Source organism: Ramlibacter albus (assembly GCF_014297445.1).
Lineage (GTDB): Bacteria > Pseudomonadota > Gammaproteobacteria > Burkholderiales > Burkholderiaceae_C > Ramlibacter > Ramlibacter albus.
On sequence record NZ_JACORU010000017.1, the window covers coordinates 12,784 to 39,764 of the forward strand.

Annotated in this window: 26 protein-coding genes; 22 read left to right on the top strand and 4 right to left on the bottom strand. The window is 69.2% G+C overall.

What is annotated here, in order from left to right; all coding sequences use genetic code 11:
- Positions 1-45 precede the first annotated feature (45 nt).
- Positions 46-1,215, top strand: coding sequence for an AI-2E family transporter (locus H8R02_RS28080; RefSeq protein WP_187085021.1), 1,170 nt, complete (start codon positions 46-48; stop codon positions 1,213-1,215).
- On the opposite strand, the gene ppc is transcribed toward H8R02_RS28080, so the two are convergent.
- Positions 1,212-4,016, bottom strand: a complete 2,805-nt coding sequence (gene ppc, locus H8R02_RS28085; RefSeq protein ID WP_187085023.1) for a phosphoenolpyruvate carboxylase — start codon at positions 4,014-4,016, stop codon at positions 1,212-1,214. The two genes, H8R02_RS28080 and ppc, sit on opposite strands and share 4 nt — an antisense overlap.
- Before the next feature lie 68 nt (positions 4,017-4,084).
- Here ppc and hemC point away from each other — a divergent pair, with 68 nt between their 5' ends.
- From hemC to H8R02_RS28105, 4 genes are read left to right on the top strand one after another with little or no spacing between them, the layout of a single operon-like run.
- Entirely contained in the window at positions 4,085-4,987 is a 903-nt protein-coding gene (hemC, locus tag H8R02_RS28090; protein ID WP_187085025.1) for a hydroxymethylbilane synthase, read from the top strand.
- A gap of 8 nt (positions 4,988-4,995) precedes the next feature.
- Entirely contained in the window at positions 4,996-5,754 is a 759-nt protein-coding gene (locus H8R02_RS28095) for a uroporphyrinogen-III synthase (protein WP_187085027.1), read from the top strand.
- Entirely contained in the window at positions 5,751-6,821 is a 1,071-nt protein-coding gene (locus H8R02_RS28100) for a uroporphyrinogen-III C-methyltransferase (protein WP_187085029.1), read from the top strand. The genes H8R02_RS28095 and H8R02_RS28100 overlap by 4 nt, the downstream gene beginning before the upstream one ends.
- 10 nt (positions 6,822-6,831) lie before the next feature.
- The gene (locus H8R02_RS28105) at positions 6,832-8,085 is read left to right on the top strand and encodes a heme biosynthesis protein HemY (RefSeq protein WP_187085031.1); all 1,254 of its coding nucleotides are present in this window, start codon (positions 6,832-6,834) and stop codon (positions 8,083-8,085) included.
- 6 nt (positions 8,086-8,091) lie between these two features.
- Here the strand turns inward: H8R02_RS28105 and H8R02_RS28110 are convergent, their stop codons facing one another.
- The gene (locus H8R02_RS28110; protein WP_187085033.1) at positions 8,092-11,124 is read right to left on the bottom strand and encodes an Rne/Rng family ribonuclease; all 3,033 of its coding nucleotides are present in this window, start codon (positions 11,122-11,124) and stop codon (positions 8,092-8,094) included.
- Positions 11,125-11,586: 462 nt separating this feature from the next.
- On the opposite strand from H8R02_RS28110, the gene H8R02_RS28115 reads away from it, so the two are divergent.
- From H8R02_RS28115 to H8R02_RS28130, 4 genes are read left to right on the top strand one after another with little or no spacing between them, the layout of a single operon-like run.
- Entirely contained in the window at positions 11,587-12,558 is a 972-nt protein-coding gene (locus H8R02_RS28115; protein WP_187085035.1) for an RluA family pseudouridine synthase, read from the top strand.
- Positions 12,559-12,560: 2 nt separating this feature from the next.
- Positions 12,561-13,226 carry an HAD family hydrolase gene (locus H8R02_RS28120; RefSeq protein ID WP_187085037.1) on the top strand — a complete coding sequence of 222 codons (666 nt, stop codon included), beginning with the start codon at positions 12,561-12,563 and terminating at the stop codon, positions 13,224-13,226.
- On the top strand, positions 13,223-13,594 hold the full coding sequence (locus H8R02_RS28125; protein WP_187085039.1) for a Rieske (2Fe-2S) protein: 372 nt from the start codon (positions 13,223-13,225) through the stop codon (positions 13,592-13,594). The genes H8R02_RS28120 and H8R02_RS28125 overlap by 4 nt, the downstream gene beginning before the upstream one ends.
- Before the next feature lie 12 nt (positions 13,595-13,606).
- Positions 13,607-14,644: a S49 family peptidase gene (locus H8R02_RS28130; protein ID WP_187085041.1), complete on the top strand. Its 1,038-nt coding sequence runs from the start codon at positions 13,607-13,609 to the stop codon at positions 14,642-14,644.
- Here the strand turns inward: H8R02_RS28130 and H8R02_RS28135 are convergent, their stop codons facing one another.
- Both H8R02_RS28135 and H8R02_RS28140 read right to left on the bottom strand, forming a co-directional pair.
- A complete protein-coding gene (locus H8R02_RS28135) occupies positions 14,645-15,397 on the bottom strand; it encodes an SAM-dependent methyltransferase (protein WP_187085043.1) in 753 nt (250 codons plus the stop codon).
- The gene (locus H8R02_RS28140; RefSeq protein ID WP_187085045.1) at positions 15,397-15,987 is read right to left on the bottom strand and encodes a Maf family nucleotide pyrophosphatase; all 591 of its coding nucleotides are present in this window, start codon (positions 15,985-15,987) and stop codon (positions 15,397-15,399) included. Before H8R02_RS28140 ends, H8R02_RS28135 begins: the two co-directional genes overlap by 1 nt.
- Positions 15,988-16,013: 26 nt before the next feature.
- Between H8R02_RS28140 and H8R02_RS28145 the strand changes: the two genes are divergently transcribed.
- The 13 genes from H8R02_RS28145 (at position 16,014) to H8R02_RS28205 (ending at position 26,680) form a co-directional block, all read left to right on the top strand.
- Positions 16,014-16,565 carry a YceD family protein gene (locus H8R02_RS28145; RefSeq protein WP_187085047.1) on the top strand — a complete coding sequence of 184 codons (552 nt, stop codon included), beginning with the start codon at positions 16,014-16,016 and terminating at the stop codon, positions 16,563-16,565.
- Positions 16,566-16,671: 106 nt separating this feature from the next.
- Positions 16,672-16,854: a 50S ribosomal protein L32 gene (gene rpmF, locus H8R02_RS28150; RefSeq protein ID WP_187085049.1), complete on the top strand. Its 183-nt coding sequence runs from the start codon at positions 16,672-16,674 to the stop codon at positions 16,852-16,854.
- 86 nt (positions 16,855-16,940) lie between these two features.
- Complete coding sequence (plsX, locus tag H8R02_RS28155; protein ID WP_187085051.1) at positions 16,941-17,987, top strand: phosphate acyltransferase PlsX; 1,047 nt, start codon at positions 16,941-16,943, stop codon at positions 17,985-17,987.
- Between the two features lie 4 nt (positions 17,988-17,991).
- Positions 17,992-18,969: a beta-ketoacyl-ACP synthase III gene (locus H8R02_RS28160; RefSeq protein ID WP_187085053.1), complete on the top strand. Its 978-nt coding sequence runs from the start codon at positions 17,992-17,994 to the stop codon at positions 18,967-18,969.
- Positions 18,970-18,982: 13 nt separating this feature from the next.
- The gene (gene fabD, locus H8R02_RS28165; protein WP_187085055.1) at positions 18,983-19,933 is read left to right on the top strand and encodes an ACP S-malonyltransferase; all 951 of its coding nucleotides are present in this window, start codon (positions 18,983-18,985) and stop codon (positions 19,931-19,933) included.
- Positions 19,930-20,679, top strand: coding sequence for a 3-oxoacyl-ACP reductase FabG (gene fabG, locus H8R02_RS28170; protein WP_187085057.1), 750 nt, complete (start codon positions 19,930-19,932; stop codon positions 20,677-20,679). Before fabD ends, fabG begins: the two co-directional genes overlap by 4 nt.
- Before the next feature lie 74 nt (positions 20,680-20,753).
- Complete coding sequence (acpP, locus tag H8R02_RS28175; RefSeq protein ID WP_187085059.1) at positions 20,754-20,993, top strand: acyl carrier protein; 240 nt, start codon at positions 20,754-20,756, stop codon at positions 20,991-20,993.
- A 7-nt stretch (positions 20,994-21,000) separates the two neighbouring features.
- On the top strand, positions 21,001-22,242 hold the full coding sequence (gene fabF, locus H8R02_RS28180) for a beta-ketoacyl-ACP synthase II (protein ID WP_187085061.1): 1,242 nt from the start codon (positions 21,001-21,003) through the stop codon (positions 22,240-22,242).
- Positions 22,243-22,258: 16 nt separating this feature from the next.
- The gene (locus tag H8R02_RS28185) at positions 22,259-22,696 is read left to right on the top strand and encodes a hypothetical protein (protein ID WP_187085063.1); all 438 of its coding nucleotides are present in this window, start codon (positions 22,259-22,261) and stop codon (positions 22,694-22,696) included.
- Positions 22,693-23,328, top strand: a complete 636-nt coding sequence (gene rpoE / locus H8R02_RS28190) for an RNA polymerase sigma factor RpoE (RefSeq protein ID WP_187085065.1) — start codon at positions 22,693-22,695, stop codon at positions 23,326-23,328. The genes H8R02_RS28185 and rpoE overlap by 4 nt, the downstream gene beginning before the upstream one ends.
- A 5-nt stretch (positions 23,329-23,333) precedes the next feature.
- On the top strand, positions 23,334-23,909 hold the full coding sequence (locus H8R02_RS28195; RefSeq protein ID WP_187085067.1) for a sigma-E factor negative regulatory protein: 576 nt from the start codon (positions 23,334-23,336) through the stop codon (positions 23,907-23,909).
- Positions 23,910-23,922: 13 nt separating this feature from the next.
- Entirely contained in the window at positions 23,923-24,933 is a 1,011-nt protein-coding gene (locus H8R02_RS28200) for a MucB/RseB C-terminal domain-containing protein (RefSeq protein WP_187085069.1), read from the top strand.
- A 310-nt stretch (positions 24,934-25,243) separates the two neighbouring features.
- Positions 25,244-26,680: a DegQ family serine endoprotease gene (locus H8R02_RS28205; RefSeq protein ID WP_187085208.1), complete on the top strand. Its 1,437-nt coding sequence runs from the start codon at positions 25,244-25,246 to the stop codon at positions 26,678-26,680.
- Positions 26,681-26,981 lie beyond the last annotated feature (301 nt).

Consider the following 26,981-nt stretch of genomic DNA (forward strand, 5'->3'; position numbering starts at 1 on the left):
GGCGGCGGCGCTGGCTCGGCGCTTGCCGGGATGATTGGCGCAAGCATGGATCCCACACTCGAAGAACCGCCCGAAGTGGTGGCGCGCACGCGCGTCGACCCGCGCACGCCCCCGCAGGTGCTGCTGCACCTGCCGGTGGTGGACGTGCGCAGCGTCGCGCTCGGCTTGCTGACCGTCATCGCCGTGCTGGCCGTGCTCAAGCTGGCCAGCGGGTTCTTCATCCCGCTGATGCTGGGGCTGGTGTTCACCTATGCGCTGGCGCCCGTCGTGGACTGGACCGAGCGCGTGCGCGTCCCCCGGGCGTTGAGCGCCGCGGTGCTGATCGTCGCGGTGCTGGGCGGCACCGGTGGCGTGGTGTACTCGATGGCCGACGACGCGAACCAGCTGATTTCCAGCTTGCCGGAGGCCGCCACCAAGCTGCGCGACGCGTTGCGCAAGCGCAGCGTCGGCTCGCGCACGCCGGTGGAGTCGGTGCAGAAAGCGGCGACGGAATTGCAGAAAGCTGCGGAAGATGCCACCGTCGCGGCCCCGCGCGGCGCGCAGCGCATCGTGGTGGAGCAGTCCCGCTTCGACATCCGCGAGCACCTGTGGAGCGGCACGTTGGGGCTGGCCAGCATGATCGGGCAGGCGGTGCTGGTCACCTTCCTCACCTATTTCCTGCTGATCTCGGGCGACACCTTCAGGCGCAAGCTGGTGAAGATCGCCGGGCCGGGGCTGGCGCAGAAGAAGGTGGCGGTGCAGGCGCTGGACGAGATCAATGCGCAGGTGCAGCGCTACCTGCTGGTGCAGCTGGCCGCAAGTGTCGGCGTCGGCCTTGCCACCGGCATCGCCTTCGCGTTCATCGGGCTGAACCACGCGGCGGTGTGGGGTGTGGCCGCCGGCGTGCTGAACCTGGTGCCGTACGTGGGCTCGATCCTCGTGACGATCGCGGCGATGCTCGTAGCGTTCCTGCAGTTCGGGGAGATCAATCCGGCTCTGGTGGTCGGTGCCGTGTCGCTGGTCATCAACACCATCGAGGGGTACCTGCTCGTGCCCTGGGCGACCAGCAAGGCGAGCCGGATGAACCCTGTGGCGGTGTTCATCGGCGTGCTCGCCTGGGGTTGGCTCTGGGGCGTCTGGGGGCTGTTGCTCGGGATCCCGATCCTGATGGCGGTGAAGGCGATTTGCGACAGAGTCGACCACCTCAAACCCATCGGGGAACTGCTCGGCACCTAGCCGGTGTTTCGCAGCCCGGCCGCGATCCCGTTGATCGACAGGTGGATCCCGCGCCTGGCGCGCTCGTCGCCCGAGCCCTGCCGCCAGCGGCGCACGAGTTCCACCTGCAGGTGGTGCAGGGGGTCGATGTAGGGGAAGCGATGCTTGATCGACCGCGCCAGTGCGGCGTTGCCGGCCAGGCGATGCTTCTCACCGGTGATCTTGCTCAGCGCATCCACGGTGAGATGCCACTCCGCCTCGATCGCACCGAAGATGCGCTTGCGCAAGCGGGCGTCTCCGACCAGTTCCGAGTAGCGTGAGCCGAGGGCGAGGTCGCTCTTCGCGATCACCATGTCCATGTTGGACAGCAGCGTGCGGAAGAAGGGCCATTGCCGGTACATCTTCTGCAGCAGCGCCAGCTGCTTCTTGTCGGCGGCGAATTCCTGCACCGCGGTGCCGAACCCATACCAGCCCGGCAACGTCAACCGGCACTGCCCCCAGCTGAACCCCCACGGGATCGCGCGCAAATCCTCGATGCGTTGCGACGCCTTGCGCGATGCGGGCCGCGAGCCGATGTTCAACTCCGCGATCTCGCGGATGGGCGTGGCACCGAAGAAGTAGTCGGTGAACCCGCTCGTGTCGTAAACGAGCGAGCGATAGGCCTTCATGCTCGCCTGCGACAACGCTTCGGCCGCCTGCAGGAACTCCCGCGTTGCAGGCTTCGTCGGTTGCAGCAACGTCGCTTCCAGCGTGGCGGCAACGAGCGTCTCGAGGTTGCGCCGCCCGATCTCGGGGTTCGCGTACTTCGACGCGATCACCTCGCCTTGCTCGGTCAGGCGGATTTGCCCGCGCACCGTGCCCGGCGGCTGCGCCAGGATGGCCTGGTAGCTCGGCCCGCCGCCGCGGCCCACCGTGCCGCCGCGGCCATGGAACAGGCGCAGCTGGATGTTGTGCGAATTCGCGAGTTCGTCGAACAGCTGCACCAGCGCGATCTCGGCCCGGTACAGCTCCCAGTTGCTCGTGAAGATGCCGCCGTCCTTGTTGCTGTCGCTGTAGCCGAGCATGATGTCCTGCTCGCTGCCCGAGCGCTGCACCAGCTTGGCGATGCCGGGCAGGGCGTAGAACTCGCGCATGATTGGCGCGGCATTGCGCAGGTCCTCGATCGTCTCGAAAAGCGGCACTACGATGAGGTCGCACACCGCCTTGTCGTCGACGGTGCCGCGCATCAGGCCCACTTCCTTCTGCAGCAGCAGCACCTCCAGCAGGTCGCTCACCGCCTCGGTGTGGCTGATGATGTAGTGGCGGATGGCCTGCGCGCCGTAACGCGCACGCATCTTCAACGCGGCTTCGAAGATCGCGAGTTCGCGCTGCGCATGGTCGGAATAGGCCGTGCCGATCACGCGCAGCGGGCGCGCGTCGGCCAGCAGTTTCATCAGCAACGCGCGCTTGGCGGCCTCGTCCAGCTCGCGGTAGTTGCGCTCGATGCGCGCCGCGGCCAGCAGCTCGGCGACCACTTCCTCGTGCTGCTCGGAGTTCTGGCGCAGGTCCACCGTGGCGAGGTGGAAACCAAAGACCTCCACCGCGCGCACCAGCGGCCGCAGGCGCTGCTGCGCGAGCGCGGAGCCGTGGTGCGCCAGCAGCGAGTCGCGGATGATGCGCAGGTCGGCCAGGAAATCCGCCGAGTCGAGGTACGGGTTCTGCGGCGGCAGGACGTGCCGCGCCGCATCGCCGCCGGTGAACTCCTTCAGCGTTGCCGCAAGGCGCGAATACATGCCGTTGACCGCGCGCCGGTACGGCTCGTCCTGGCGGTGGTCGCTCTTGTCCGGGGAGTGGTCGGCCAGCTTCTTCATCTCCGGCGTCACGCCCACGAGCATCGCCGACTGCGACAGCTCGCTGCCCAGCCAGAACAGCTCGGTGAGGTAGTAGCGCAGCGCCACCTCGCACTGGCGGCGCAGCGCGTATTCCAGCGTCTGCGCGCTCACGTTGGGGTTTCCGTCGCGGTCGCCGCCGATCCACTGGCCCATGCGCAAAAAGCTCGCGACGTGCTGGTTGCCCAGCTCGCGTTCGAGCTCCGCGTACAGCTTGGGGATCTCGCGCAGGAAGGTCGCTTCGTAATACGACAGCGCGGTCTCGATTTCGTCCGCCACCGTGAGCTTGGTGAAGCGCAGCAGCCGCGTCTGCCACAGCTGCTGCACGCGCGCGCGGATGTGCAATTCGTTGTCCGCCAGTTCGCGCGGCGCGAGCGCGTCCTTCGGCAGCGAGCGCTGGCGGATCTCGTCGCGCTCGGTGAGCAGCCGGGCGATGTCGCGCTCGGCGTCGAGGATGCTCTTGCGCTGCACTTCCGTGGGGTGCGCGGTGAGCACCGGCGAGAGGTACGCATGCGCGAGCGATTGCGCCACCGCCTTCGGGCCCAGCCCAGCCCACCGCAGGCGCGCGAGCGCGACCTCGATGCTGCCCTCCTGCGTGTCGCCCGCGCGCTCGTGCACCTGGCGGCGGCGGATGTGGTGCCGGTCTTCCGCGAGGTTCGCCAGGTGCGAGAAGTACGTGAACGCACGGATCACGCTGACCGCCTGGTCGCCAGTGAGCGACTTCAGCAGCGTCTTGAGCGCCTTGTCCGCCTCGTGGTCGGCGTCGCGGCGGAAGGCGACGGAGAGCTTGCGGATGCGCTCCACGAGCTCGAAGGCCTCCACGCCCTCCTGCTCGCGAATGACGTCGCCGAGGATGCGGCCGAGCAGGCGGATGTCCTCCACCAGCGGGCGTTCGTTGTCTCGGGCACGCCGCGCGGGCGGCTGCGGGCTGGGGGGCGTAGGCGCTCGGGTCATTGCTGAAATTTTTGGCAGCCGCATGCTAGCATCGACTTCCCCCAAAGCATTACAAGCAGGTTACGTAATTGAGCCCGATCACCATCGCCACCCGCGAGAGCCGCCTGGCGCTCTGGCAGGCCCATCATGTGAAGTCGCTGCTGGAGCAGCGCGGCTGCCAGGTGACGCTGCTTGGCATGACGACCAAGGGCGACGAGATCCTCGACCGCACGCTCTCCAAGGTCGGCGGCAAGGGCCTCTTCGTCAAGGAACTCGAGGTGGCGCTCGAAGAAGGCCGCGCCGACATCGCCGTGCACTCGCTCAAGGACGTGCCGATGGACCTGCCCGAAGGCTTCGAGCTGGCCTGCGTGATGGAGCGCGAGGACCCGCGCGACGCCTTCGTCTCCAACAAGTACGACTCGCTGCAGGCGCTGCCGCAGGGTGCCGTGGTCGGCACGTCCAGCCTGCGCCGCGTGGTGCTGCTGCGCGCCCAGCGCCCCGACCTGAAGATCGAGCCGCTACGCGGTAACCTCGACACGCGCCTGCGCAAGCTGGACGACGGGCAGTACGACGCGATCATCCTCGCGGCCGCCGGCCTCAAGCGCCTTGGTTTGGCCTCGCGCATCCGCGGCGTGTTCGAGACGGACCAGATGCTGCCCGCCGCCGGGCAGGGCGCGCTGGGCATCGAGATCCGCGCCGGCCGCGACGACCTGAAGCAGTTGCTGGCGCCCATGGCGCACCAGTCGACCTGGCTTTGCGTAGCCGCGGAGCGCGCCGTCAGCCGTGGTTTGGGCGGCAGCTGCTCCATGCCGCTGGCCGCGCACGCCACGCTGGCCGGCGAGGTGCTGCAGTTGCGCGCCGCCTGGGGCGAGCCCGAGGGCACGGCGCCGCTGCTGCGATCGACGGCGTCGGGCACCATCGCCGACATCGATGCCGCCGCCCGCCTGGGCGAGCAGGTCGCCGCGCAGTTGCGCGCGGCCGGTGCGCACTAGGGGCTCGCATGCTTGCGGTCGTCACCCGCCCGGTCCATGAGGCCGGGCAGTGGGTGGAGCGCCTGCGCGGGGCGGGCATCGACGCCGTGGCGCTACCGCTGATCGACATCGGCGATGTGCCGGATGGCGGTGCGCTGCGCGATGCGTGGTCGCGCATCGGCTCCTTCGCAGCCGTCATGTTCGTCAGCGGAAACGCCGTGCGGGGCTTCTTCCGCGCCAGGCCGCATGGCGCAACGTTCACGTCGCGCGCGTGGGCACCCGGTCCGGGCACGCGCGATGCGCTCGTCGAAGCAGGGCTTGCCGGGCAGCGGATCGACCTGCCGGCCGCCGACGCTGAGCAGTTCGACTCGGAAGCGCTGTGGGCGCAGGTTCAAGAGCAGGCCCGTGCGGGCAGCCGTGTCCTAATCGTGCGCGGCGGGGACGGCGACGCGGAAGGCCGCGGCCGCGACTGGCTCGCGCAGCAGCTGGAGCGCCAGGGGGTTGCCGTCGAGACGGTGGCGAGCTACGTCCGCGCCGCGCCTCGCTGGTCGCAACTGGAATGCGAGCAGGCGCTGGCCCTCGCCCGCAGCGGCGTCTGGCTGTTCAGCAGCTCCCAAGCCATCGCCAACCTGCGCAACCTGCTGCCGCAGGCCGACTGGTCGGGCGCCCGTGCCGTCGCCACCCATCCGCGCATCGCCCAGGCCGCGCGCGAGTGTGGTTTCGGCGCTGTATTGGAGAGCCGTCCCGCCTTCGACGCGGTAGTGGCAGCCCTAGAATCGTTTGCATGAGTTCCGAGAGCCCGGTGCCACCGGAAACACCGGTTGCACTGCCTTCGACCGAATTGGTCACGACACCACCGCCCGCGCCTGCCGGGGTGACGGTCAGCCGCGGCGCGCTGTTCGCACTGGTCGCGCTGGCCGGCCTCGCCCTGCTTGCCAGCGTGCTGCTGTGGCAGAGGCTCGGCGCGATCCAGGAGCAGCTCGCGCAGCAGAGCGCGCAAAGCGGCGCGGCGGCGATCGAGGCGCGAGCGCTGGCGCGGCAGGCGCAGGACATCGCCCGCGACAACACCGCGCGCCAGGCCGTGCTCGAAACCCGTTTGTCCGAAGTGGCGTTGCAGCGCAGCCAGCTCGAGGAGCTGATGCAGAGCCTTTCGCGCTCGCGCGACGAGAACCTCGTGGTCGACGTGGAGTCGGCGCTGCGCCTCGCGCAGCAGCAGATGCAGCTGACCGGCAGCGCCGAGCCGCTGCTGGCCGCGCTGCGCACCGCCGACATGCGCCTGGCGCGCGCCGGCCAGCCGCGCCTGGCGCGCGTGCGCGCCGCCGTCGCGCGCGACATCGACCGCATCAAGTCGACCAACCTCACCGACGTGCCGGGCGTGCTCGCGCGGCTCGATGAGCTCGTGCGGCAGGTCGACGACCTGCCGGCGGTGAACGCCGTGCCCCGCACCGTCGCCGACAACACGCGCAAGGCCGCCGCGCCACCCGCCACGCGCGAGTGGTGGCAGCGCATTGCCGACACGGCATGGGACGAGGCGCGTGGCCTGCTGCGCGTGAGCCGCATCGACCAGCCCGAGGCCGCGCTGCTGGCCCCCGAACAGGCCTACTTCCTGCGCGAGAACCTCAAGCTCAAGCTGCTCAATGCGCGCCTGTCGCTGCTCGCGCGCCAGACCGACGCGGCGCGCGCGGACGTGTCCTCCGCCGCGACTGCGTTGTACAAGTACTTCGACCCGGCTTCGCGCCGCACGCAGGCGGTGGCGACGCAGCTGCAGCAGGTGCAGGCGCAGCTGCGCGGGATCGAGTTGCCACGCATCGACGAAACGCTCGCCGCATTGACGACGGCGGCGGCGGGCCGCTGAGGGAGCGGGAATGCGCGCAGCCCTCTGGCTCCTCGCCCTGTTCGCCATCGCGGTGGCGATCGCGCTGTTCGCGGGCAATAACCAGGGCACGGTCACGATCTTCTGGCCGCCTTGGCGCGTCGACCTGTCGCTCAACCTTGTTCTGCTCTTGCTCGTCGCCGCCTTTGTGTTCATGCACGCGGTGCTGCAAGCGATGTCGGCGTTGTTCGACCTGCCGAAGCAGGCGCTGCGCTGGCGCACGCAGCAGAAGGAGCGCTCGATGCACGCGGCGCTGCTGGACGCGATCTCGCACATGTGGGCCGGCCGCTTCATCCGCGCGCGCAAGTCCGCCGAGGCCGCGCTCGCGCAGGAGCAGTCGCTCGACGCGGGCGGCCAGCGCCCCGCCAACGCGGGCCAGCTGCGCGCCGTCGCGCACCTGCTGGCCGCCGAGAGTGCGCAGGCGCTGCAGGACGCTTCTGCGCGTGACGATCACCTGAAGCAGGCACTGGACCAGGCGAAGGCGCGCGACGCGCAGGAGACGCACGAAGGCGCGCTGATGCGTGCCGCCGAGTGGTCGCTGCAGGACAGCGAGCCGCAATCGGCCATCGGCTGGCTCAAGGGCCTGCCGCAAGGTGCCGCGCGCCGCACGCTGGCGCTGCGCATGAAGCTGCGCGCCGCGCGGCTTGCGCAACGCACGCAGGAGGCGCTGGAGACGGCGCGCCTGCTCGCCAAGCACCACGCCTTCTCGCCCGGTGCGGCGCAGAGCCTGGTGCGGGGCCTGGCCGCGGACCTGCTCAATGGCGCCCACGACGTCGCGCAACTGCAGCGCGCATGGCTGGCGCTGGAGCCGGCCGAGCGCGCGATCCCCGAGGTGGCGATGCATGCCGCGAGGCGGCTGCTGGCGCTCGGCGGCGACGCGCACCTGGCGCGCGACTGGCTGCTGCCCGTGTGGGAGCGCTATGCGCAGCTGGGCGACGCGTCCAAGGTAAAGCTCGTGACCTCGTTGGAGGACGGCCTCGATTCGGTGGACGGCGCGTGGCTGGCGCGCATCGAAGCCGCGCAGCGCGCGAACCCGCGCGACGCGACGCTGCAATACCTCGCGGGCATGGCTTGCATGAAGCGGCAGCTGTGGGGCAAGGCGCAGCAGCTGCTCACGCAGGCCGCGCTGGGCCTGCAGGACCCGCAGTTGCACCGCAATGCCTGGCGCGCGCTCGCCGCGCTGGCGGAGCAGCGCGGGGACGAGGAGACTGCGGCGCAGGCGTGGAAGCGCGCCGCGGAGGAGTGACAGCCCTCAGGCGGCCTTTTCGAACGGCAGCGGCATCGCGCGCAGGTCGCGGCGCGTTTCCACCAGCACCAGCGGGCCTTCGTCGAGCGTGACGATGGGCGGGCGCTCGCGCGGCACGTGGATCGGCTTCGGCTCCGCGGCCATCGCGGCTTGCGCGGCGGCGATCTTCCCGGCGTCCGAGTTCACCCACTGCAGGCCCGAGCCTTCGGCGATCTGGCGCAGCTGGTCCACGGGCAGCTCGAAGGGCTGAACCTTGGGCGGGGCCGCGGGGGCCTTGGCCTGGATCGGCGCGGGTTGCTGCGGCTGCTGCGTCTGCTCGGGCGCGTAGGTCTGCGCGAGTTCGTTGGCCGATAGTTCGGCGCCCACCGGCACTTCTTCGCGCGGGATGCGGTCGTTGCGTTCGCGGCGGTCGCGGCCGAAGCGGTCGCGCGAGCGGCCGCCACGGTCGCCGCGGCGGGCCTCGTCGCTGCCCTCGCGGTTGGTGTGCGTCTCGAGGACGGCGTCGGCGGCGGAGGGCTGGTGCGCGTCGGTGGACTCGGTCACGTCGGCGACGGAGCCGGTCGCGCCGGCCAGGGCCTGCGCGGAGACTTCGTCGGCCGGCATGCCTTCGCGCGGGGCGCGCTCGCGGCGTTCGCCGCGGTCGCCGCGGCCTTCGCCGCGATCACCGCGATCCTCGCCACGGCTTTCACCGCGATCACCACGATCACCGCGGCCCTCGCCACGATCGCCACGGCCTTCGGCGCGTTCACCGCGTTCACCGCGGCCTTCGCCACGTTCACGGCGCTCGCCACGTTCGCCGCGCTCACCACGCGGCGGACGGTCCTGGCGCTGCTCGTCGCCGCCCATTTGCTGCCCGTCAACCAGCGCGCGGGCTTCGCCTTCGCGTGCCTCACGCGGCTCGCGTTGCTCGCGCGGCGGGCGGTCGCCACGCGCTTCGCGCGGCTCGCGGTTGTCGCGCTGCTGCTGGCGGTTGTCGCGGCCCTCGCCACGTTCACCGCGTTCGCCGCGCTCGCCGCGATCACGTCGCTCACCGCGCTGCTCGCCACGCTGGCCCTGCTGCTGCTCGGCACCTTCCGCGGCCACGCGCTCGCGGCGCTGCGCGTCGCCGCCGCGCTGCTCGCCGCGGCCATCGCGCCGCTGCCCGTCGCGGCGGTCGCCGCCACGGCCTTCGCCACGCCGGCCGTCGCGGCGGCCATCACCGCGGCCGTCACCGCGCCCTTCGCGGCGCGGCTCTTCCTTGCGCGCTTCGACGGGCGCCGCGACAGGCGCGGGCGTCGCGGGGGCGCCCATGCCGAGCAGGCCCTTGAACCAGCCGAAGAAGCCGCTTTGCGCGGGCACCGGCGCGGCCGGGGCCGGCGCGGGCGCGGGGGCCTTCGCCTGCTGCGGCTGCACCACCGGCGCGGGTGCCGGCGGCTTGGCCACGGGCATCGGCGCCGGCGCGTCGGGCAGCACGCCCTTGATCACCGGCTCCTGCTTGTTGGTGCGCTCGTGCGAACGGCGCGTGACCGCCGTCGGGTCCTCGATCTCCTCGGCCATGTTGTAGCTGGCCTTGATGTTGTCCAGGCGCGGGTCGTCGTGCTTCAGGCGCTCGAGCTTGTAGTGCGGCGTGTCGAGCCCCTTGTTGGGCACCAGCAGCACGTTGATGCGCTGCTTGAGTTCGATCTTGGCGATCTCGGTGCGCTTCTCGTTCAGCAGGAACGACGCCACCTCCACCGGCACCTGGCAGTGCACGGCGGCGGTGCTGTCCTTCATGGACTCTTCCTGGATGATCCGCAGGATCTGCAGCGCGGAGCTTTCCGTGTCGCGGATGTGGCCGTGGCCGCCGCAGCGCGGGCAGGGGATGGACGCGCCTTCCGACAGCGCCGGGCGCAGGCGCTGGCGGCTCATCTCCATCAGGCCGAATTTGCTGATCGAGCCGAACTGCACGCGGGCGCGGTCCTGCCGCAGCGCGTCGCGCAGGCGGTTTTCCACCTCGCGGCGGTTCTTCGACTCCTCCATGTCGATGAAGTCGATGACGATCAGGCCGCCCAGGTCGCGCAGGCGCATCTGGCGCGCCACTTCGTCGGCGGCTTCGAGGTTGGTGCGCGTGGCGGTCTCCTCGATGTCGCCGCCCTTGATGGCGCGCGCCGAGTTGACGTCGATGGACACCAGCGCTTCGGTGTGGTCGATCACGATCACGCCGCCGGACGGCAGCTTCACCTCGCGCGCGTAGGCCGACTCGATCTGGTGCTCGATCTGGAAGCGGCTGAACAGCGGCGCATCGTCGCGGTAGCGCTTCACGCGGGCGGCATGCTCCGGCATGACGTGCGCCATGAACTGGTGCGCCTGCTCGTAGATGTCGTCCGTGTCGATCAGGATGTCGCCGATGTCGTGGTTGAAGTAGTCGCGGATGCAACGGATCACGAGCGACGATTCCTGGTAGATCAGGAAGGCGCCCTTGCCGCCCTTGGCGGCGCCGTCGATCGCGGCCCACAGCTTGAGCAGGTAGTTCAGGTCCCACTGCAGCTCGGGGGCGCTGCGGCCGATGCCGGCCGTGCGCGCGATGATGGACATGCCGTTGGGGTAATCCAGCTGGTCCATGTTCTCCTTGAGCTCGGCCCGGTCCTCGCCCTCGATGCGGCGCGACACGCCGCCGCCGCGCGGGTTGTTGGGCATGAGCACCACGTAGCGGCCGGCCAGCGAGATGAAGGTGGTGAGCGCGGCGCCCTTGTTGCCGCGCTCTTCCTTCTCGACCTGCACCAGCAGCTCCTGGCCTTCCTTGATCACGTCGCTGATGCGCGCCTGCGACGGGGGCGTGTTGCCCTGGAAGAACGACTTGGAGATTTCCTTGAACGGCAGGAACCCGTGGCGGTCCTCGCCGTAATCGACGAAGCAGGCTTCCAGCGACGGCTCGACGCGCGTGACGACGGCCTTGTAGATGTTGCCCTTGCGCTGTTCGCGCCCTTCGATCTCGATTTCGTAGTCGAGCAGCTTCTGCCCGTCGACGATGGCCAGCCGGCGCTCCTCAGCCTGCGTGGCGTTGATCAGCATGCGTTTCATGCGTCACCTTCTTCTTCAAAACATCAACAGCTCCTGAGTGGAGCAACGGATGCCTGGACGGACGCTTCGAAACGACGGGAATTGCCGGAGGGCAGGCGCGGGCGGCTATGTGAGCCGGCGCTGCCAGGGCACGTGGATGGTGGCGAGAAGGACGAAGCGCGGCCGCGCCGCAGGTAGTGCGGCGAGGGCGGGGCGCGTCAGGGGATAAGCCGGTTGCATTGCAGTGGCCGCAAGGGGGCTCGTGAGCCACCGCCAGCAGGCCAGGATGAATGCCATCAGCACGTTGTTCTCGCTTCGATCCGCCTGCCAGCTCGCTGCTGGAAGGCTTGTATTCCGTATCGGTGTTCCAAAGTGTCGGCCCGCACCCCCACCTCGGCGGGAGCGGCATCGACCTCCAGCGTGGCTGGGTGGCGGGCCTGGAATAAACTCCAAGGCAAATCAACCACTTACAGCGTAACGCTAGTGAAACGGATTATAGGGTCCGAAACGGGAGGCGCAAGCGCCGTGCGGGCCCGGCTGGTCACGGTGGGGGAGGATTCCGCCGGCCAGCGCCTGGACAACTTCCTCATCCGCGAGCTCAAGGGCGTGCCCAAGACGCACGTGTACCGGATCATCCGCTCGGGCGAAGTGCGGGTGAACAAGGGGCGCGCGGGGGCGGACACGCGGGTGGAGGAGGGCGACGTGGTGCGCGTGCCGCCGGTGCGCACTTCGGAGAAAGCCGAGGAAAGGCTGCAGAAGCCGGCGCCCGCCCGCGACTTCCCGGTCGTTTACGAGGACGAGCACCTCATCGCGCTGGACAAGCCGGCCGGCGTGGCCGTGCACGGCGGCAGCGGCGTGAGCTTCGGCGTGATCGAACAGCTGCGGCAGGCGCGGCCGCAGGCGAAGTTCCTGGAGCTGGTGCACCGGCTCGACCGTGAGACCTCGGGCATCCTGCTCGTCGCCAAGCGGCGCTCGGCTCTGACCAAGCTGCAGGACCAGTTCCGCGACCGCGAAACCGGCAAGACCTACCTCGCGCTCGTCAGCGGCGCCTGGCCCGCGAACAAGAAGGTGATCGACCAGCCGCTGCACAAATACCTGCTGGCTGATGGCGAGCGCCGGGTGAAGGTCGTGGCGAAGGACGACCCCGACGGCATGCGCTCGGTCACGCTCGTCAAGGTTGCGCGAAAGCTGGAAGATTTCACGCTGCTGGAGGTCACCATCAAGACCGGCCGCACGCACCAGATCCGCGTGCACCTGGCGTCCAACGGCCACCCGATCCTGGGCGACGACAAATATGGAGACTTCGAGCTGAACAAGACGCTGGCGAAGCAGGGCCTCAAGCGCATGTTCCTGCATGCGTGGCGGTTGAAGTTCGCGCACCCGGCCACGGGCGAAGAGGTCGCGCTGGAAGCCCCACTGCCCGCGGAGCTGGCGGCATTCGTCGAGAATCGCTAGCCATGCAGTCGCGTCCCCGCCGCTTCGACCTGATCGCCTTCGATTGGGACGGCACCCTTTTCGATTCCACCAAGATCATCGTCCGCTGCATCCAGAACGCGGTGGCCGACGTCGGCGGCAAGGTGCCCTCGGACAAGGACGCTTCGTATGTGATCGGCATGGGTTTGATGCAGGCGCTCGCGCATGCCGCCCCCGACGTGCCCAAGGACCTGTACAAGCAACTGGGCGAGCGCTACCGACACCACTACCTGCAGCACATGGACGACATCGTGCTCTTCGAGGGCGTGCTGCCGCTGCTGCAGGAGCTGAAGGCACGGCACCACTGGCTGGCGGTGGCCACGGGCAAGTCACGCCGCGGGCTCGACGATGCGCTGCGCACCGTGCAGCTCAAGGGCATGTTCGACGGCTCGCGCACCGCCGACGAGACGGCGGGCAAGCCGCACCCGCAGATGCTGCACGAGCTGATGCGCGAGTTCGGCACCGAGCCCGAGCGCACCTTGATGATCGGCGACACCACGCACGACCTGCAGATGGCGCGCAATGCCGGCTGCCCGAGCGTGGGTGTGAGTTATGGCGCGCACGAAGGCTCGGAGTTCGAGGGCCTGAAGCCCGAGTTCGTCGCGCATTCCGTGCGCGCGCTGCACGACTGGCTGCTGGAACACGCGTGACAGACTCCGTCGCCATTCCCCTGTGCCGTTCGTCGGACCTCGCCGAGGCGGGCGAGGCCGTCCCCTTCGACGTGGTCTACGGCGGCTACACCTGCCGCGCCTTCGCGGTGCGCTGGAACGGCGCGGTGCATGCGTACCTCAATCGGTGCGCGCACGTGGCGATGGAGATGGACTGGCAACCCAACCGCTTCTTCGACGACAGCGGCCAGTGGCTGCTTTGCTCGACGCACGGCGCCGTCTATCGGCCCGACACCGGTGAATGCGCGGGCGGGCCGTGCCGTGGCGGGCTCGTGAAGATCGAGCTCACCGAGAATGACGGGGTCGTGCACTGGCATACTGCCTTCAACCTGAAACCTGTCGAGTTCTAGAAGAAACCTGAGATGAGCGACTACCCGAACGACCCGGCACGGCCGGAGGACGAACCCGCGCCCACGCCTGCGCCAGCGCCAGCGCCGAGCCTTGCGCCGGCCGCGGCGCGTGCCGCGCAACCGGGGCTTGCGCCCGGGTGGGAGAAGGACACGCTGGAAAAGCTGCTCTTCGCGACGCTGGAGGAGCAGAGGAAGGCGCGCCGCTGGCGCACGTTCGTGCGGCTCGCGTGGCTCACGTTCTTCGCGGTGCTGCTGTGGAACGTCTCGTTCCGCGGGCCTTCGGCGGCCAAGACGACGGCCCACACGGCGGTGATCGAGATCAAGGGCGAGATCAGCTCCGACTCCACCGCCGGCGCGGAGAACGTCGTCTCGGCGGCCAAGGCCGCGTTCGAAGACCCGGGCGCGCAGGCCATCGTGCTGCTGATCAACTCGCCCGGCGGCAGCCCGGTGCAGGCCGGCATCATCAACGACGAGCTCAAGCGGCTGCGCGGCATCTACAAGAAGCCGGTGTATGCGGTGGTGGAGGAGTCGTGCGCTTCGGCGGCGTACTACATCGCGGCGGTGACGGACCGCATCTTCGTGGACAAGGCCAGCATCGTGGGCAGCATCGGCGTGCTGATGGACGGCTTCGGCTTCGTCGGGCTGATGGAAAAGCTCGGTGTCGAGCGGCGCCTCATGACCGCCGGCGAGAACAAGGGTTTCCTCGACCCGTTCAGCCCTCAGAGCGACAAGCAGCGCGAGCATGCGCAGGCGATGCTCAACGTCGTGCACAAGCAGTTCATCGACGTGGTGAAGGCCGGCCGCGGCAAGAAGCTGAAGGAGACGCCGGAGCTGTTCTCGGGGCTGTTCTGGACCGGGCAGCAGGCCGTGGAGATGGGCCTTGCCGACCAGCTCGGCAACCTGGAGTTCGTCGCGCGCGAAATCGTGAAGGCCGAGGAGCTGGTGGATTACACGCGGCGCGAGAACGTGGCGGAGCGGCTGGCGAAGCGCTTCGGTGCGTCGATCGGTGAAGGCGCCGTGCGGGCGCTTCGCGCGGTCTCGATCCGCTGACTATTTGCCGACGGCGAACACCGCCGGTGTGTCGTTGGCAACCGGCGCCGGGAGTTCACGCCACCGCTGGACGGCATGCGAGCCATTGCTCGCGGCCGCGAGCGTGAGACCGCTCGCATAAGCCAGACGCGTCGACGGCCTCAGCGATTGCAGCAGGGCCTGCCAGAGCACCTGGTTGCGGTAGGGCGTCTCGATGAACAGTTGCGTCTGGCCTTTGAGCGCGAGCGCTTCGAGCTCGCGGATGCGCTGCGTGCGCGCGGCGGCGTCCTGCGGCAAGTACCCCACGAAGGCGAAGTTCTGGCCATTGAGCCCGCTCGCGGCGAGCGCGAGCAGCAGCGACGAGGTGCCGGCGAGCGCGACGACCTCGATACCGAGATCGTGAGCAGCTCGCACGACGGAGCTGCCGGGGTCGGCCACTGCGGGCAAGCCGGCTTCGCTGAGCAGGCCGATGTCATGGCCGTCTTTCGCCGCCGCGAGCATCGGGCGTGCATCGAAACCGCCGGCGTGGTCGCCCTTCTTGTGCACTTCGCGCGGCAGTTCGGCCATCTGCATCTGCTGCAGCGGCACGGCGAGTGGATGCACTTCACCGACGCGCTTGAGAAAGGCGCGTGCCGTCTTCGCGTTCTCGACGATCCAGTGGGTGAGCTGCGAAGCAGCGACCAGCGATGCGTCCGGAAGCGCGCGGTCCAGAGGTACGGGCGGCTCGCAACCGAAATCCAGCGGCGCAGGCACGAGCAGCAACCGTCCGGCCATCAAAGCACTTTCACGCCCGCCGCACGGATCATCCGGCAAGTGCGGATGAGGGGCAGGCCCACGAGGGCCGTCGGGTCGTCGTTGTCGATCGCCTCCAGCAACGCGATGCCCAGCCCCTCGCTCTTCGCACTGCCCGCGCAGTCGTACGGCTCCTCCTTGCGCAGGTAGGCCTCGATCTCCTCCGCGCCGAGCCGGCGGAACTGCACGCGCACCGCGGCCAAGTCCAGTTGCTCGAACCCCGTCTCGGCACACACCACCGCAAGCGCCGTCTGGAAGATCACCGACTTCCCGCTCATGCGGTTCAGCTGCGCGACCGCGTTGTCGTGGTTGCCCGGCTTGCCGAGCGATTCGCCATCGAGGTCCGCCACCTGGTCCGACCCGATGACCACCGCCTGCGGAAAGCGCGCCGCAACGGCGCGCGCCTTCGCCAGCGCCAGCCGCTTGGCAAGCTCTGCAGGGCGTTCGCCCGCCAGCGGCGTCTCATCGACCTCGGGCGCCGCCACATCGAATGGCACGCCCAAGCGCTGCAGCAGCTCGCGCCGGTAGCGCGACGTTGAGCCAAGGACGAGCGTGCGGGAGCCTTCTTGCATCCGCCGATTCTCTTACACTGCCCCCGATGAAAAAGAGCTTCGACGCGCGCCGGCTCGACGTCCGCCGCTTCGCCGAGGAAGGCGGCGAGCTCTCGGCCGAGGACGCGCTGCGCGACTACCCCCGGCTGGCCAGCGAGGCCGAAGGCCGCGGCGACGATCGGCCGCTGCAATGGACCGCCCGCGGCGAGATGCGCAATCCGCGCCACGTGCAGCCCGAGGTATGGGTCCACCTGGAAGCACACGCCTCGCTGCCCCTCATTTGCCAGCGCTGCCTCGCCCCCGTGGACATCAAGGTGGACGTGGACCGCTCGTTCCGTTTCGTCGGCGATGAAGCCACCGCCGCCGCCGAGGACGACGAGGCCGAGGAAGACGTGCTGGCCGAAAGCCGCGACTTCAATCTGAAGGAGCTGGTGGAGGACGAAGTGCTGATGGGCTTGCCGGTGGCGCCGCGGCACGTGATCTGCCCCGTGCTGCCGAGCTTCAGCGCCACCGACCCCGATTTCGACAAGGCCCAGGAGGGGAAGAAGAACCCGTTCGAGGTCCTGAAGGCGCTCAAACCCGGCAAAAACGGCAGTTAGGCTATAATGGCGGGCTTCGCTGGGAAGGCTACAGCCTGGCGGACCCCACCAACCCCATTGACCCGCGCTGCCCGCACGGCAACGCAGACCGATCCAGGAGCCCCAAATGGCCGTCCAGCAAAACAAGAAGTCGCCCTCGAAGCGCGGCATGCACCGCTCGCACAACGCCCTCGATGTGCCGGGCATCGCTGTCGAGCCCACCACGGGCGAGACGCACCTGCGCCACCACATCAGCCCCAACGGTTTCTACCGCGGCCGCAAGGTCCTGAAGACCAAGAACGAAGGCTGACCGAAGTCAATCCAACAAGGGCCCGGCTGCACCGCAGCACGGGCCCTTTCCTTTTTGCACGGCCCAAAGGCTCTACAGTTACGCCCATGACGATCCTGGCAGTCGACTGCATGGGGGGCGACCACGGCCCCGGCGTGACCCTTCCCGCGTGCAAGGCCTTTCTCGAACAACATCCGCAGGCGCAGCTGCTGCTCGTGGGGCAGCCCGAAGCCCTGAACGCCTTCTCGCATGAGCGCGCGCGCGTTGTCGCCGCCACCGAAGTGGTGGAGATGCACGACGCCGTCGAGGTCGCATTGCGCAAGAAGAAGGACTCCTCGATGCGCGTGGCGATCCAGCAGGTCAAGGACGGCGCCGCGCAGGCGGCCGTCTCCGCCGGCAACACCGGCGCGCTGATGGCGCTGGCCCGTTACCTGCTGAAAACGGTGGAGGGCATCGACCGACCCGCCATCGCCTACCCGCTGCCCAACGCGAAGGGCGGCGCCACCACCGTGCTGGACCTGGGCGCCAACGTGGATTGCACCGAGCAGCACCTGCTGCAGTTCGCGGTGCTGGGTTCGGCACTGGTCGCCGCGCTGCGCAACGACGACGCCGACCCGTCCGTGGGCCTGCTCAACATCGGCGAAGAGGTCATCAAGGGCAGTGAGGTGATCAAGCGCGCGGGCGAGCTGCTGCGCAGCGCCGCGGCCTCGGGCGACCTCAACTTCTACGGCAATGTCGAGGGCAACGACATCTTCAAGGGCACGACGGACATCGTGGTGTGCGACGGCTTCGTCGGCAACGTGGCCCTGAAGACGAGCGAGGGCCTCGCCTCCATGATCGGCGGTTTCCTCAAGGAAGAGTTCTCGCGCACGCCGCTGACCAAGCTGGCGGCGCTGGTGGCCTACCCGATCCTCTCGGCCTTCAAGAACCGCGTCGACTACCGCCGCTACAACGGCGCCGCGCTACTGGGCCTGCGCGGACTTGTGTTCAAGAGCCACGGCTCGGCCGATGCCTTCGCCTTCGGGCAAGCCTTGAACCGCGCGTATGATGCGGCCCACAACAACCTGCAGGGGCGCGTGCAGGCGCGCATCGCGCACGCACGGCCGCTGCTCGCCGCCGCCGATGCAAGCGCCGGCGAAGCGGTGACCCCCTAGAGAGATGACGAGATACTCCCGAATCACCGGCACCGGCAGCTACCTGCCCCCGCGCCGCGTGACCAACGCCGACCTCGCGGCCGACCTGGCCGCCAAGGGCATCGAAACCTCCGACGAGTGGATCATCGAGCGCACGGGCATCCGCGCGCGCCACTTCGCGGCCCCCGACGTGACGAGCAGCGACCTCGGCGCGCACGCCGCGCGCGCGGCGCTGGAGTCCGCGGGCCTGAAGGCCGGCGAGATCGACCTGATCATCGTCGCCACGTCCACGCCGGACATGGTGTTTCCCTCGGCCGCTTGCATCCTGCAGAACAAGCTGGGCATCGCGGGCTGCGCGGCGTTCGACGTGCAGGCGGTTTGCAGCGGCTTTGTCTATGCACTGACCGTCGCGGATTCGATGATCAAGACCGGCTCTGCGAACAAGGCGCTGGTGATCGGCGCCGAAGTGTTCTCGCGCATCCTCGACTTCAACGACCGCACCACCTGCGTGCTGTTCGGCGACGGCGCGGGCGCGGTGGTGCTGGAGGCGTCGGACACGCCCGGCATCCTGGCGACCGACCTGCATGCGGACGGCAAGCACGTCGGCATCCTGTGCGTGCCGGGCACCGTCTCCGGTGGTGCCGTGCTCGGTGACCCGTTCCTCAAGATGGACGGGCAGGCGGTGTTCAAGCTGGCCGTGGGTGTGCTCGAGAGCGCCGCGCGCGCCACGCTCGCGAAAGCCGGCAAGACCGATGCCGACATCGACTGGCTCATCCCGCACCAGGCCAACATCCGCATCATGCAGGGCACGGCGAAGAAGCTGAAGATGCCGCTCGACAAGCTCATCGTCACGGTGGACGAGCACGGCAATACGTCCGCCGCGTCGATCCCGCTGGCGCTGGACGCTGCGGTGCGCAGCGGCAAGATCAAGAAGGGTGACACGCTGATGCTCGAGGGCGTCGGCGGCGGTTTCACCTGGGGCGCCGTGCTGCTCGATTTCTGAAGAAGAGAAGAAGATGAAACCGTTCGCCTTTGTCTTCCCGGGGCAGGGATCGCAGGCCGTGGGCATGCTCGACGCGTGGGGCGACAACCCCGCGGTGCTCGAGACACTGAAGGAAGCTTCCGATGCGCTCGGCGAGGATGTCGCGAAGCTCATCAAGGAAGGCCCCAAGGAAGCCCTCGCGCTCACGACCAACACGCAACCCGTGATGCTGGTTGCAGGCGTGGCCGCGTATCGCGCGTGGAAGGCCGAAGGCGGTGCCGACCCCGCCGTCGTCGCCGGCCATTCGCTCGGCGAGTATTCGGCATTGGTGGCGTCGGGCGTGCTCACGCTCGCCGACGCCGTGCCGCTCGTGCGCTTCCGCGCGCAGGCGATGCAGGAGGCCGTGCCTGTGGGCACGGGGGCGATGGCCGCCATCCTCGGCATGGACGCCCAGAAGGTGATCGAAGGCTGCGCCGAAGCCGCGCGCTCGTTCGGAGCGAACAGCGGCGAAGTGGTGGAAGCCGTCAACTTCAACGATCCGGTGCAGACCGTGATCGCCGGCAGCAAAGCCGCCGTCGAGAAGGCTTGCGAGGTGCTCAAGGCGAACGGCGCGAAGCGCGCGCTGCCGCTGCCCGTTTCCGCGCCTTTCCACTCGAGCCTGATGAAGCCCGCGGCCGAGAAGCTCAAGGCGAAGCTCGCGGCCACCGCGATGAACGCGCCGCGCATCCCGGTCGTGAACAACATCGAGGTCAAGGTCGAGACCGACCCGGACCGCATCCGCGCCGCGCTCTACGAGCAGGCGTTCGGCCCGGTGCGCTGGGTCGAGTGCGTGCAAGCCATCAAGGCGCGCGGCGTCGACGTCATCATCGAGTGCGGGCCCGGCAAGGTGCTGGCGGGCATGGTCAAGCGCATCGACCCGGCCCTCACCGGCGCCGCGATGTTCGACCCGGCGACGCTCTCCGAAGCAAAGGGGCTCGTGACATGACGACAGTCAAGATGGAAGGGCAGGTCGCGCTCGTCACGGGCGCCTCGCGCGGCATCGGCGCGGCCATCGCGGCTGAGCTTGCGCATCGGGGCATGAAGGTCGTGGGCACTGCAACCACCGACGACGGCGCGGCGAAGATCACCCAAGCGCTCTCGGCGTTTGCGGGCTGCAAGGGCGCGAAGCTCGACGTCAACGATGCCGGTGCCGGCGAGGCGCTGGTCGATGCCGTCGCCAAGGAAAACGGCGGGCTGCACGTGCTGGTCAACAACGCCGGCATCACGCGCGACACGCTGGCCATGCGCATGAAGGACGAGGACTGGGACGCGGTGCTCGACACCAATCTCAAGGCCGTCTTCCGGATGAGCCGCGCCGTGATGCGCACGATGATGAAGCAGCGCTACGGCCGCATCGTCAACATCACCAGCGTGGTCGGCGCCTCCGGCAACCCCGGCCAGGCGAACTACGCCGCCGCGAAGGCGGGGCTGGCCGGCATGTCGCGGGCGCTCGCGCGCGAGCTCGGCAGCCGTGGCATCACGGTCAATTGCGTGGCCCCCGGCTTCATCGAGACCGACATGACGTCCGCTTTGCCCGAAGAGCAGCAGAAAGCATTGCTCGGCCAGATTCCCCTCGGCCATCTCGGCAAGCCCGCCGACATCGCGCACGCGGTGGCCTGGCTATCCTCCCCGCAAGCCGGTTATGTGACGGGGCAGGAAATACACGTCAACGGCGGGATGTTCATGGCCTGAGGGAGGCCAGCCCGGCCGCACCCCACCCCGGACTAAAATCCCGGATTCATTCCACAAACCCTTTGAGGGAACCCATGAGCGATATCGAAGCACGTGTCAAGAAAATCATCGCCGAGCAGCTCGGCGTGGAGGAGTCCCAGGTCACCAGCGAAAAGGCTTTCGTGGCGGACCTCGGCGCCGACTCCCTGGACACGGTGGAACTGGTGATGGCGCTCGAAGACGAGTTCGGCATCGAGATCCCCGACGAGGACGCGGAGAAGATCACCACGGTGCAGCACGCGATCGACTACGCCCTGCAGCACCAGAAGGCCTAAAGCAAGAATGCGTCGCCGCGTCGTCGTCACGGGGCTCGGCTGTGTTTCGCCGGTAGGCAACACGGTGGCCGAGTCGTGGTCCAACCTGCTGGCCGGCAAGCCCGGCATCGACCTGATCACCGCGTTCGACGCGAGCGCGTTCGCCTGCAAGTTCGCCGGCGAGGTCAAGGGCTTCAACATCGCGGACTACATCCCCGAGAAGGAAGCCCGGCACATGGACCGGTTCATCCACTTCGGGCTGGCCGCGGCCGCGCAGGCGGTGGCCGATTCGGGCCTGCCCACCGGTGAGGCCCTCGGCGACGAGCTGGCCACGCGCATCGGCGTGAACATCGGCTCGGGCATCGGCGGGCTGCCGATGATCGAGGAGACGAAGGCGGAGCTCATCAACCGCGGGCCGCGCCGCATCTCCCCGTTCTTCGTGCCGGCGTCGATCATCAACATGATCTCGGGCCATGTCTCGATCAAGTTCGGCTTCAAGGGGCCGAACATCGCGGTGGTGACGGCCTGCACGACCGGCCTGCATGCGATCGGCCTGTCGGCCCGCATGATCGAGTCGGGCGACGCGGACGTGATGGTTGCCGGCGGTGCCGAGGCCACCGTGTCGCCGCTCGGTATCGGCGGTTTCGCGGCCTCGCGGGCGCTGTCCACTCGCAACGACGACCCGAAGACGGCGTCCCGCCCCTGGGACAAGGACCGCGACGGCTTCGTGCTGGGCGAGGGCGGCGGCGTGCTGGTGCTCGAGGAGTACGAGCATGCGAAGAAGCGCGGCGCGAAGATCTACGCCGAGGTCGCGGGCTTCGGCATGAGCGCCGACGCGTACCACATGACCGCGCCCAACGTCGACGGGCCGCGGCGCGCCATGCAGGCGGCGCTGCGCAACGCCGGCGTCAACGCGGACCAGGTGAACTACCTCAACGCGCACGGCACCTCCACGCCGCTGGGCGACGTGAACGAGAGCAACGCGATCAAGCTGGCGCTGGGCGACCACGCGAAGAAGGTCGTCGTCAACTCCACCAAGTCCATGACCGGCCACCTGCTGGGCGGCGCGGGCGGCATCGAGTCGGTGTTCACGGCGCTGGCCGTGCACCACCAGAAGAGCCCGCCCACCATCAACATCTTCAACCAGGACCCCGAGTGCGACCTGGACTACTGCGCCAACGAGGCGCGGGACCTGAAGATCGACGTCGCCGTGAAGAACAACTTCGGCTTCGGCGGAACCAACGGCACGCTGGTGTTCAAGCGGGTCTGACATACCGGACGCTTCCATGCACGGCGCCCCATCGGTGAGTTACCCGGTGGGGCGTTGCCGTTTTGCGGGGGCGCTGTCGGGCGTCGTGTGGCTCGTGGCGTCTGCCGTCACGGCCGCGTGGCTTTGGCAGGCGCCTGAAGCGAGCCGGGTTCCGTGGCTGGGTGTCGCCGTCCTCGCGCTGGCGGGTGGATTCGCATGGACCGCCTGGCACCGCGCCCCCGCCGGCCTGCTGGCCTGGGATGGCGAAGGCTGGCGCTGGGCCGACGGCCTGGGCGAGGCGCCCGGCCGCGTCGAGATTGCGCTGGACCTGCAGCGCTGGCTGCTCGTGCAGTGGCAGCCCGACACCGGGCGCGGCCGGTGGCTGTGGCTCGAACAAAGGCGCGAGCCGAATGCCTGGATGCCGCTGCGCCGTGCGGTATATTCGCCCGCCACGCCGCCCGCGGCGAGAACATGACCAGCAAGCCTCCCGCCTCCCCGCCCACCCCCGACCTCACCGACCAGGCCCTGGTGGAGCGCACCGTGGCGGGCGACCAGAAGGCCTACGAGCTGCTGGTGATCAAGTACCAGCGCCGCATCGAGCGCCTGATCGGCCGCATGGTGCGCGACCAGGACCTGGTCGAGGACATCGCGCAGGAGACCTTCATCCGCGCCTACCGGGCGCTCGCCCAGTTCCGCGGCGAGGCCCAGTTCTACACCTGGCTGTACCGGATTGCCGTCAACACCGCGAAAAAAGCCCTCGTCGACCTCAAGCGGGACCCGGTGGTTTCCGAGAGCGCGCTCAAAGGCGGCGACGATGAGGACGAAACTTCCGGCGTGGAGAACGAACTAACCTCCGCGGAAACACCGGAGACGGTGCTGGCCGCCAAGGAAATCGCCGCCACGGTCAACTCGGCCATGGAAGCCTTGCCCGACGAATTGCGCCAGGCGGTGACGCTGCGCGAGATCGAGGGCCTGAGCTATGAAGAGATTGCGGAAGTGATGAATTGCCCGATAGGCACCGTGCGGTCCCGGATCTTCCGGGCGCGCGAGGCGATATCGGCGAAGGTGAAGCCCCTGCTGGAAAACCAGTCGGGCAAGCGGTGGTGATGGATATGAACGACAAGACGGACCAACAGGAATTGATCTCGGCACTCGCCGACGGGCAGCTCGAAGGCGAGGCGCTGAAGCAGGCGCTGGCCGCGGCGTGCGCGGACGGCGAGGCGCGTGCGGCATGGCAGGCGTACCACGTCATCGGCGACGTGCTGCGCTCGCCCGACCTGGCGCGCGGCGCCGACCCGCTGGCCTTCGTGTCGCGCCTGAACGAAAGGATCGCCACCGAGCGCCCCCAGCCGGCGCCGCTGATGCCGCCCCTCGCGGTGCGGCCGGCGGCGAATGACTCCAACTTCCGCTGGAAGCTCGCCGCGGGTTTTGCGTCCTTCATGGCCGTGGCTGCGATCGGCTGGAACGTGGCCGGCACCGCGACGCCCCTGCAGCCGCAACTGGCCGCCGGGCCGGCGGCCGTGGTGCCGGTGGCCGTGGCCAGCGGTGGCCGCCCGCAGATGATGATCCGCGACCCCAACCTCGATCGCCTGCTGGCCGCGCACCGCCAGCTGGGGGGTGGTGCGACGGCGCTGCAGCAACCCGCCGGGTTCCTGCGCAACGCGACCTTCGAGGCACCGGCCCGCTAGGCCACCGGCGCGCATGACGACCCGCCTCCTCGCCTCCCGCGCCCTTGCCCTGCGCTGGCTCGCCGTCGTGGCGGCCGGCAGCATGTTCGGCTTCGCCGCCGCCCAGACCGCCACGCCCGCGCGAAACGCGCCCGAGCGCACTGTGGGCGAGTGGCTCGCTCGCATGCACGAGGCCTCGCGGTTGCGCAGCTACGTCGGCACTTTCGTCGTGTCCTCGGGCGCCGCCACTTTTTCCAGCGCGCGCATCTGGCATGCGTGCGAAGGGCAGCACCAGGTCGAACGCGTGGAGACGCTGACCGGCGCGCCGCGCTCGACCTTCCGCCGCAACGACGACGTCCTCACCTTCATCCCCGAGCATCGCCTGGTGCGCAGCGAGAAGCGCGAGTCGCTCGGCGTCTTCCCGGACCTCTTCAAGTCGGCGGCGGGCACCATCGGCGACTTCTACACCGCCAACCGCATCGGCAGCGACCGCGTGGCCGGCTTCGACGCCGACGTGGTGCAGCTCGCGCCCAAGGACGGCCTGCGCTTCGGCTACCGCATCTGGAGCGAGAAGAAAAGCGGCCTCGTGGTGAAGCTGCAGACGCTCGACAAGGACGGCAACGTGCTCGAGCAGGCGGCCTTCTCCGAGCTGCAGCTGGACGCGCCGCTCAAGCCCGAGCGCATCGCGCAGCAGATGGTCGTGCCGCCGGGCTGGCGCGTCGAGAAAGCCGAAGCGCAGAAGACGACGCCGGCTGCCGAAGGGTGGGGCCTGAAGGCCGCCGTGGCCGGCTTCGCGCCGATGAGCTGCTACCGCCGCGTCTCGGACGGCGGCGTGCTGCAGTGGATCTTCTCGGACGGGCTCGCTTCCGTCTCGCTGTTCGTCGAGCCGTACGACCGCCAGCGCCACCAGCAGGAAGGCGCGTTCGCCAGCGGCGCGACGCACACGGTCGTGCGCCGGCTGCAGGACTGGTGGCTCACCGCGGTGGGCGAGGTGCCGGTGCAGACGCTGCGCGCCTTTGCGGACAATCTGGAGCGCCGCAAGTAGGCGGGCCTTGAACTGCGCGGAACCTGCCGCCATGTTCACGTGATCTTTGCAAGACGAGACGGTGGCTGACGCTGAACCAAGTGGCGCCGCCGTACTCTCAGCCTCATCGGTTCCGATTCGAGCCCCCCAAGAAAGGCCCTACAACATGTTCCGCATTGGAAATGAGCCCCCACGCTCCCCCGCTTCGCGTGGTCCGCTGCCCCCCGAGGGGGCTGGCGCGCCTTGGGGCGGCCCGGCGGCGCGCGCGTGGCAGAAACTGCGTGGCTATGCCGTGGTCGCGGCGCTCGCGGTGACGTCGACCATCGCCCTGATGCCCGCCAAGCCCGTGGTCGCGCAAAGCGCGCCGCAGCGCGGCGTGCCCGACTTCTCCGAGCTGGCCGACCAGGTCGGTCCCGCGGTGGTCAACATCCGCACCCTCGAGCGCACCAGCTCGCGCTCCTTCGGCCCCGGCGGCGGGCAGATGGACGAGGAGATGCAGGAGTTCTTCCGCCGCTTCTTCGGCGTGCCCATGCCCGGCAACCCCGGCAACCCCGGCCAGCCGCGCCGGCCGCAGCGCCCGCAGCAGCCCGAGCAGGAAGAGACGCCGCGCGGCGTCGGCTCCGGCTTCATCCTCACCAACGACGGCTTCGTCATGACCAACGCCCACGTGGTGGAAGGCGCCGACGAAGTGGTGGTCACGCTCACCGACAAGCGCGAGTTCAAGGCCAAGATCGTCGGCGCCGACAAGCGCACCGACGTGGCGGTGGTGAAGATCGATGCGACAGGCCTGCCCGCCGTGCGCGTGGGCGACGTCGGCAAGCTGAAGGTCGGCGAGTGGGTGATGGCCATCGGCTCGCCCTTCGGCCTGGACAACACGGTCACCGCCGGCATCGTCAGCGCCAAGGGGCGCGACACGGGCGACTACCTGCCCTTCATCCAGACCGACGTCGCCATCAACCCCGGCAACTCGGGCGGCCCGCTGATCAACCTGCGCGGCGAAGTGATCGGCATCAACAGCCAGATCTACTCGCGCTCGGGCGGCTTCATGGGCATCTCGTTCGCCATCCCGATCGACGAGGCCGTGCGCGTGGCCGAGCAGCTGCGCGCGAGCGGCCGCGTGACGCGCGGGCGCATCGGCGTGCAGATCGACCAGGTGACGAAGGACGTCGCCGAATCCATCGGCCTGGGCGGCCGCGCGCAGGGCGCGCTGGTGCGCAGCGTCGAGAGCGGCTCGCCGGCCGAGAAGGCGGGCCTCGAGGCAGGCGACATCATCACCAAGTTCAACGGCGCGACGATCGACCGCGCGACGGACCTGCCGCGTTTCGTCGGCAACACCAAGCCCGGCACGCGAGTGAACGTCACCGTGTTCCGCCGCGGTGCCACGCGCGACCTGCAGATCACCGTCGCCGAGCTGGAGCCCGAGCGCACCGCGCAGCGCGGCGGCTCGCAGCCGCAGCAGCCCGCGCAGGGCACAGCGCCGGCGCCTGCCGCGAAGTCGCTGGGCCTCGTGGTGGGCGAGCTGACCGAAGCGCAGAAGCGCGAGAGCAAGACCAAGGGCGGCGTGCGCGTCGACTCCGTCGCCGATGCCGCCGCGCGTGCCGGCATCCGCGAGGGCGACGTGATCGTCGCGATCGGCAACACCGAGATCAGCAATGCGCGCGAGTTCGAGGCCGCGGTGGCCAAGGCCGACAAGTCCAAGCCCATTCCGGTGCTGCTGCGCCGGGGCGAGCTGGCCACGTACCTGCTGATCCGGCCCCCGCGCGGCTGATAGCGTTTCGCCGCCGGGCCGCCCCAAGGCGAAACAGCCCCCTCGGGGGGCAGCGAACCTCGCGCAGCGGGGAGCGTGGGGGCGTATTTCTCCTGCCACAACCCGCCCAAAGCCCCAAGCCCGCAGTCGGGTTTGGGGCTTTCCGGTTTTCGGGTGGGTCAAAACAGACAGCGCCCGAAAAAAATATTCGGGCCAGATTTGGCGACCAGAGTGTTTGCGACCACTAACTTGAGCGGGAGCTAACGATAAATTTCGATAGAATCGAGGCCCTGCAGCCGGCCCAACGCGCATATCGGGACGA

What these genes read in the sequence shown, in the direction of transcription:
- H8R02_RS28135 (WP_187085043.1), bottom strand. Translation starts at nt 15,397, where the DNA reads ATGGCCGGACGGTTGCTGCTCGTGCCTGCGCCGCTGGATTTCGGTTGC.
- fabF (WP_187085061.1), top strand. Translation starts at nt 21,001, where the DNA reads ATGCGTCGCCGCGTCGTCGTCACGGGGCTCGGCTGTGTTTCGCCGGTA.
- H8R02_RS28100 (WP_187085029.1), top strand. Translation starts at nt 5,751, where the DNA reads ATGAGTTCCGAGAGCCCGGTGCCACCGGAAACACCGGTTGCACTGCCT.
- H8R02_RS28185 (WP_187085063.1), top strand. Translation starts at nt 22,259, where the DNA reads ATGCACGGCGCCCCATCGGTGAGTTACCCGGTGGGGCGTTGCCGTTTT.
- acpP (WP_187085059.1), top strand. Translation starts at nt 20,754, where the DNA reads ATGAGCGATATCGAAGCACGTGTCAAGAAAATCATCGCCGAGCAGCTC.
- plsX (WP_187085051.1), top strand. Translation starts at nt 16,941, where the DNA reads ATGACGATCCTGGCAGTCGACTGCATGGGGGGCGACCACGGCCCCGGC.
- H8R02_RS28200 (WP_187085069.1), top strand. Translation starts at nt 23,923, where the DNA reads ATGACGACCCGCCTCCTCGCCTCCCGCGCCCTTGCCCTGCGCTGGCTC.
- rpoE (WP_187085065.1), top strand. Translation starts at nt 22,693, where the DNA reads ATGACCAGCAAGCCTCCCGCCTCCCCGCCCACCCCCGACCTCACCGAC.
- rpmF (WP_187085049.1), top strand. Translation starts at nt 16,672, where the DNA reads ATGGCCGTCCAGCAAAACAAGAAGTCGCCCTCGAAGCGCGGCATGCAC.
- H8R02_RS28145 (WP_187085047.1), top strand. Translation starts at nt 16,014, where the DNA reads ATGAAAAAGAGCTTCGACGCGCGCCGGCTCGACGTCCGCCGCTTCGCC.
- H8R02_RS28120 (WP_187085037.1), top strand. Translation starts at nt 12,561, where the DNA reads ATGCAGTCGCGTCCCCGCCGCTTCGACCTGATCGCCTTCGATTGGGAC.
- fabG (WP_187085057.1), top strand. Translation starts at nt 19,930, where the DNA reads ATGACGACAGTCAAGATGGAAGGGCAGGTCGCGCTCGTCACGGGCGCC.
- ppc (WP_187085023.1), bottom strand. Translation starts at nt 4,016, where the DNA reads ATGACCCGAGCGCCTACGCCCCCCAGCCCGCAGCCGCCCGCGCGGCGT.
- H8R02_RS28110 (WP_187085033.1), bottom strand. Translation starts at nt 11,124, where the DNA reads ATGAAACGCATGCTGATCAACGCCACGCAGGCTGAGGAGCGCCGGCTG.
- H8R02_RS28130 (WP_187085041.1), top strand. Translation starts at nt 13,607, where the DNA reads ATGAGCGACTACCCGAACGACCCGGCACGGCCGGAGGACGAACCCGCG.
- H8R02_RS28105 (WP_187085031.1), top strand. Translation starts at nt 6,832, where the DNA reads ATGCGCGCAGCCCTCTGGCTCCTCGCCCTGTTCGCCATCGCGGTGGCG.
- H8R02_RS28195 (WP_187085067.1), top strand. Translation starts at nt 23,334, where the DNA reads ATGAACGACAAGACGGACCAACAGGAATTGATCTCGGCACTCGCCGAC.
- H8R02_RS28095 (WP_187085027.1), top strand. Translation starts at nt 4,996, where the DNA reads ATGCTTGCGGTCGTCACCCGCCCGGTCCATGAGGCCGGGCAGTGGGTG.
- H8R02_RS28140 (WP_187085045.1), bottom strand. Translation starts at nt 15,987, where the DNA reads ATGCAAGAAGGCTCCCGCACGCTCGTCCTTGGCTCAACGTCGCGCTAC.
- H8R02_RS28160 (WP_187085053.1), top strand. Translation starts at nt 17,992, where the DNA reads ATGACGAGATACTCCCGAATCACCGGCACCGGCAGCTACCTGCCCCCG.
- H8R02_RS28080 (WP_187085021.1), top strand. Translation starts at nt 46, where the DNA reads ATGGATCCCACACTCGAAGAACCGCCCGAAGTGGTGGCGCGCACGCGC.
- H8R02_RS28205 (WP_187085208.1), top strand. Translation starts at nt 25,244, where the DNA reads ATGCCCGCCAAGCCCGTGGTCGCGCAAAGCGCGCCGCAGCGCGGCGTG.
- fabD (WP_187085055.1), top strand. Translation starts at nt 18,983, where the DNA reads ATGAAACCGTTCGCCTTTGTCTTCCCGGGGCAGGGATCGCAGGCCGTG.